Below are 5,968 nucleotides of genomic sequence, written 5' to 3' on the forward strand. Positions count from 1 at the left end.
TTTTTTCTGATAATAAAGATGCAAGAGCATATCGCGCAGAACCTCAGCTCGATTTGAATTACTATAAAAACGATATTGGCCCTTTTGATTTTAGAACTTACGCTCAGTTGGTACGATTTACCAGTGTGGGAGATAATACACCTGAAGCAAACCGCTATCATATAGAACCAACATTATCGCTTCCTGTATCAAATGGCTGGGCAAGCTTCAATAATGAAGTGAAATTGCTCGCAACACATTACGATCAAGACATTCCCGATAACTATAAGAAAAAACATCCTAATCAACTGGATGATAGTGTAAATCGTGTATTGCCTCAGTTTAAATCAGATGCAAAAGTCGTTTTTGAACGTCAATATCAACAAGGTAATGTGACACAAACCTTGGAACCTCGCGTTCAATATCTTTATGTACCTTATAAAGACCAATCTAATATCAACAATTTTGACTCTGCATTACTGCAATCAAACTATAACGGATTATTCCGTGACAGAATGTACGGTGGTTTAGACCGCATTGCTTCAGCAAACCAGTTCACTACAGGTGTAACATCTCGCTTTTATGATAATGAACTGGTTGAGCGCTTTAATGTTTCTGTTGGACAAATCTACTATTTAGAACGCCCAAGAACAGGCCCTTCATCTATTGGTAATGAAATTATTAACAGTAAAGATGAAACCGGCTCAATGGTATGGGCTGGCGATACATATTGGCGGATTACTGATACATTAGGATTGCGTGGCGGTTTACAATACGACCGTCGATTAGGCAGTGTCTCTATGGGTGATGCCATTATGGAATATCGCCAAGATAGCGATCATCTCCTACAGTTAAATTATCGTTATGTCGACCGTGATTACATACAAGCGACACGAATTCGTCCTTATGATGGTTCCATCAACAAACTACCTGAATACCAAAAAGGTATTTCACAAATCGGGGTTGTTGGTAGTTGGCCTTTAGCTGAACGTTGGGGACTTGTTGGTGCTTATTACTTTGACACTAAAGAGTCAGAACCTGTTAGCCAATTGGTCGGGCTTCAATATAACACCTGTTGTTGGGCTGTTAACGTAGGCTATGAACGAAAAGTGGTAGGTTGGAAAGCTGACCACAGCGATATTGATAATAAATGGTCGATCAATTTGGAACTCAGAGGCCTAAGTAACAATCATAGTCTGGGTAGTCAGAAAATGCTTGAACGCGGTATATTACCTTACCAAAGAGCATTCTGATTTTATCAGACTACGCAATTGGCTGAATAAATATGTCAACCCGCGCTCAGGGCGGAACACACATAATGGGAAACTTATGAAAAATTGGAAAACGCTGTTAGTCGGCTTAATGTTAACAGCCGGAGCAGCTACCAGCTCAACAACCTTTGCAGCACAAGAACTTAATCGCGTATCGGCTATTGTCAATAACGGTGTCGTTCTAGAAAGTGAAGTCAACCGAATGCTAAATACGGTTAAAATGAATGCGAAAGGTGCAGGTCAAGAATTACCTGATGAGCAAGTATTGCGCCAGCAAATTCTAGAGCGTTTAGTCATGGATAATATTATTTTGCAAATGGCACAACAGATGCAAATTGATATTCCAGAAGCTGCGGTTGAATCAACAATTCAAGGGATTGCTGCTGACAATAACGTTACTGTAGACCAACTGAAAAAACGTCTTGCTGCTGATGGCATTTCTTATAATGAATATCGTCAAGATATTCGTAAAGAAATGATGCTAGCTGAAGTACGCAATAATGAAGTTCGTCGCCGTATTACAATATTGCCACAAGAAGTAGATTCACTTTCTAAACAAATTGAGAATCAAGCTAATCAACGTGTTGATCTTAACCTTAGTCATATCTTGATCCCATTATCAGAAAATCCATCACCAACAGAGATGGAGAAAGCACAGCAAGTTGCTACTCGTATTATGAATCAACTAAAAAGTGGTGCTGATTTTGGTAAATTAGCAGCAACCTATTCAGCGGATCCTCAAGCGCTTAATGGTGGTAATATGGGTTGGGCATCGATTGATGAATTACCCACACTTTTCGCTAAAGAACTGGTTGATGCAAAAAAAGGTGAGCTAGTTGGCCCTCTTCACTCTGGTGTTGGCTTACATATCATCAAAGTAAATGATGTACGTGGTGGCTCAAAAACAATTTCTGTCACTGAAGTTAAAGCTCGTCATATTCTGCTAAAAAGTTCGCCAATCTTAAATGACGAACAAGCGTACGCAAAATTACAACAAATCTCATCAGAGATTCGTAGTGGCAAATTAAGCTTCGCTGATGCCGCTAAAAAATATTCTGAAGATCCCGGTTCTGCGTTACGCGGTGGTGAGTTAGGATGGTCAATGCCTGATATTTACGATCCTGCATTCCGTGACGCTCTAATGCGTTTAAATAAAAATGAATTAAGCCAACCTGTTCACTCTAACTTTGGCTGGCATTTGATTGAATTGGAAGACACGCGTAGTGTTGATAAAACAGATGCTGCAAACAAAGAACAAGCTTACCGTTTACTGTTTAACCGTAAGTTTAATGAAGAGGTCCAAAACTGGATGCAAGAATTGCGTGCAGGGGCTTATGTAAAAATAACGAATGAGAATGATGCAAACGACGCAAACAACGCTCAATAAACCTCTTGTTATCACCCCCGGCGAACCAGCCGGGGTTGGTCCTGACCTTATAATCTCATTAGCACAGATGAGTTGGGACTTACCTTGGGTTGTCTGTGGCTCTCCTCAATTACTTGAACAACGAGCACAACAACTTTCACTACCACTAACACTCATTGAATACGACTCTGCTTCACCCCCACAATCACATATCCCAAGTCATATTTATGTGTTACCTATACCTCTAACACAAACAGAGGTTATTCCTGGTATGCTTGATGTACGAAATGGGCAATATGTTGTTGAAACTCTGGCACGAGCTTGTGATGGTTGCCTAAGTGGTGAATTCTCAGCATTAGTAACAGGCCCTGTGCATAAAGGCATTATTAATGATGCAGGCGTGCCTTTTACAGGCCATACCGAGTTTTTTGCTGATCGTAGCCATTGTGAACGTGTTGTGATGATGTTAGCAACAGACACATTAAGAGTCGCCTTAGCAACAACGCATTTACCGCTAAGAGATGTAGCTGATGCAATTACAAGTGAGCTTTTGCATGAAGTTATCACCATTTTACATCATGATTTAAAAACAAAGTTTGGTATCACCTCACCTAAAATCTATGTCTGTGGCCTTAATCCTCATGCAGGTGAAGGTGGGCATATGGGACATGAAGAAATTGATATTATTGAACCTACACTGATGGAACTTCGTCAACAAGGCATTCAACTTTATGGTCCTTATCCTGCTGATACCTTATTTCAACCTAAATATCTAACGCATGCTGATGCCGTCTTAGCGATGTATCACGATCAGGGATTACCTGTGCTAAAATATGAAGGTTTTGGTCGTGCCGTGAATATCACACTAGGCCTTCCATTTATCCGTACTTCTGTTGATCATGGGACAGCCCTTGAGCTTGCAGGTACTAAAAGCGCAGATGCTGGCAGTTTTTTCACCGCATTAAATTTAGCCATTAATATGATACAAAATTGTAATGAATAATAGAGTCCATCAGGGGCACTTTGCCCGCAAACGTTTCGGGCAGAACTTTTTAACAGACAGCTATATTATTGAAAGTATTGTTGAATCTATTTATCCTCAACCAGGTGAAGCCGTTATTGAAATTGGTCCTGGTTTAGGTGCACTCACAGAGCCTGTTGGTGAAAGAATGGATAAAATGACGGTTGTCGAAATTGACCGTGATTTAGCTGCTCGTTTAGAGGTTCATCCTAAATTAAAAGACAAGCTGACCATTATTCAGCAAGATGCAATGACGATTGATTTTGCGCAACTCGCAAAAGAGCGTCAGCAATCTCTGCGTGTTTTTGGTAACTTGCCTTATAACATCTCAACGCCACTTATGTTTCATCTTTTTAGTTTTGCTGATGCTATTTCTGATATGACATTTATGCTTCAAAAAGAAGTGGTAAATCGTCTTGTTGCAGGTCATGGTAGTAAAACTTACGGTCGTTTAAGTGTGATGGCACAATATCACTGCCAAGTGATCCCAATAATTGAAGTGCCACCAACTTCATTTAAACCAGCACCAAAAGTCGATTCTGCGGTAGTTAGGTTGATCCCTTATAAAGAAAAACCTTATCCTGTGAAAGATATTACGATGCTAAGTCGTATTACTTCACAAGCATTTAATCAGCGTCGTAAAACATTGCGTAACAGCTTAGGCGGATTACTGACTGCTGAAGATATGATAGAACTAGGTATTGACCCTACAGCACGAGCTGAAAATATATCTGTCGAGCAATACTGCAAAGTAGCAAACTGGTTATCAGAAAGGCAAAATACCGACATAAATTAAGGTATAGCCTGACTTAGGAGGCATTATGTTCACTTCTTCAAAAGTGGTGATAAAAGTACAAAGCGTTTACATTGAGAGCCAATCTTTGCCAGAAGAAGAGCGCTATGTTTTCGCTTACACTATCTCCATACATAATTTGAATAAGCACGCTATTCGCCTGCTACGTCGTTATTGGTTAATCACCAATGCTCAAGGAAATACTACAGAAGTTCGAGGTGAAGGGGTTGTTGGTGAACAACCTCTTATTGAGCCAGGTACACAATACCGCTACACCAGTGGTGCAGTTCTTGAAACGCCGATGGGAACAATGGAAGGACATTATGAAATGATAGACCCACAAGGTCGTGTTTTTCAAATAGATATTCCCGTTTTCCGACTTGCTCTTCCTACATTGATAAATTAATTATGGCAACTTATTTAATTGGCGATGTTCATGGATGTTACCGTGAACTTCGTCATCTACTCGATAAAGTAGACTTTGATAGCTCACAAGATACTCTATGGTTAACTGGCGATCTTGTTGCAAGAGGCCCTGATTCACTAGATGTATTACGCTTTATAAAGCGTCTGGGATCTTCTATAAGGCTTGTTCTAGGTAATCATGATCTCCATCTTTTAGGTGTCTTTGCAAAAATCAGTCGTAACAAACCAAAAGATAAGCTAGATAAATTACTCAATGCGCCTGATGCTGATGAGCTAATTAACTGGTTAAGACGTCAGCCCCTTTTACAAGTGGATGATGAAAAGAAAATAGTGATGGCTCATGCAGGAATAACACCTCAGTGGGATCTTGCAACAGCAAAAAATTGTGCTAATGAATTAGAAGCAGTATTAAGCAGTGATAGCTATCCGCTATTTATAAATGCGATGTATGGTGATATGCCCAATAACTGGTCAGAAGAGCTGTCAGGACTTTCAAGGTTACGCTTTAGTGCTAATGCATTAACGCGTATGCGTTATTGCTTCCCTAATGGCCAACTCGATATGATCTGCAAAGATAAACCACCAGAAGCACCAGCACCATTAAAACCGTGGTTTAATTTGCCAAGCCAATTACCTGAAGATTACAGTGTAATCTTTGGTCACTGGGCTTCCCTTGAGGGTAAAGGCACACCAGAACATATATATGCTTTAGATACGGGCTGTTGCTGGGGAGGAGCGCTTACCTGTTTACGTTGGGAGGATAAATGCTATTTTACGCAACCAAACCTATCACATCCAATATGAACTAATAAATACTCTTTTTGAGCACAGAAGCGCCCCTTATTCTGTGCTTTTTTTATTCATTTGATATAGTAAATTAAAACATTTCTCAACAAATAATAAAAAATTATTATTTATCCTTATAAATCATATAGATAATTATTTATTGTCGAAAAATAAGTGATATTAAATTAGATTTGAAAATAAAAAACCTCTATATCAGATATTATTTAATATATTATTCCGAAAAATAAAAAATAAATAAAAAATAAATAAAAAAGATAAATTTTTTATTATTTATAAAATAAAATTTAGAATAATAAATCTATTTC

At 39.0% G+C, this 5,968-nt stretch carries 6 protein-coding genes; all 6 read left to right on the top strand.

Translation table 11 applies throughout. The annotated features are described in order from the left end of the window. Positions 1–1,232: LPS assembly protein LptD (gene lptD, locus M983_RS05770; RefSeq protein WP_157091932.1), on the top strand; the 1,232-nt coding region annotated here is incomplete at its 5' end. 76 nt (positions 1,233–1,308) lie between these two features. Then, positions 1,309–2,637 (top strand): peptidylprolyl isomerase SurA, encoded by a 1,329-nt coding sequence (surA, locus tag M983_RS05775; protein WP_066748453.1) that lies wholly within the window; start codon positions 1,309–1,311, stop codon positions 2,635–2,637. Next, a complete protein-coding gene (gene pdxA, locus M983_RS05780) occupies positions 2,609–3,619 on the top strand; it encodes a 4-hydroxythreonine-4-phosphate dehydrogenase PdxA (protein ID WP_066748455.1) in 1,011 nt (336 codons plus the stop codon). The genes surA and pdxA overlap by 29 nt, the downstream gene beginning before the upstream one ends. Continuing rightward, positions 3,612–4,433: a 16S rRNA (adenine(1518)-N(6)/adenine(1519)-N(6))-dimethyltransferase RsmA gene (rsmA, locus tag M983_RS05785; protein WP_066748457.1), complete on the top strand. Its 822-nt coding sequence runs from the start codon at positions 3,612–3,614 to the stop codon at positions 4,431–4,433. The genes pdxA and rsmA overlap by 8 nt, the downstream gene beginning before the upstream one ends. A 25-nt stretch (positions 4,434–4,458) precedes the next feature. Beyond that, positions 4,459–4,836, top strand: coding sequence for a Co2+/Mg2+ efflux protein ApaG (gene apaG / locus M983_RS05790; protein WP_066748459.1), 378 nt, complete (start codon positions 4,459–4,461; stop codon positions 4,834–4,836). A 2-nt stretch (positions 4,837–4,838) separates the two neighbouring features. Next, positions 4,839–5,660, top strand: coding sequence for a bis(5'-nucleosyl)-tetraphosphatase (symmetrical) ApaH (gene apaH, locus M983_RS05795; RefSeq protein ID WP_066748469.1), 822 nt, complete (start codon positions 4,839–4,841; stop codon positions 5,658–5,660). The last annotated feature ends 308 nt before the right edge of the window (positions 5,661–5,968 follow it).

It is taken from the genome of Proteus myxofaciens ATCC 19692 (genome assembly GCF_001654855.1).
GTDB classification, from domain to species: domain Bacteria; phylum Pseudomonadota; class Gammaproteobacteria; order Enterobacterales; family Enterobacteriaceae; genus Proteus; species Proteus myxofaciens.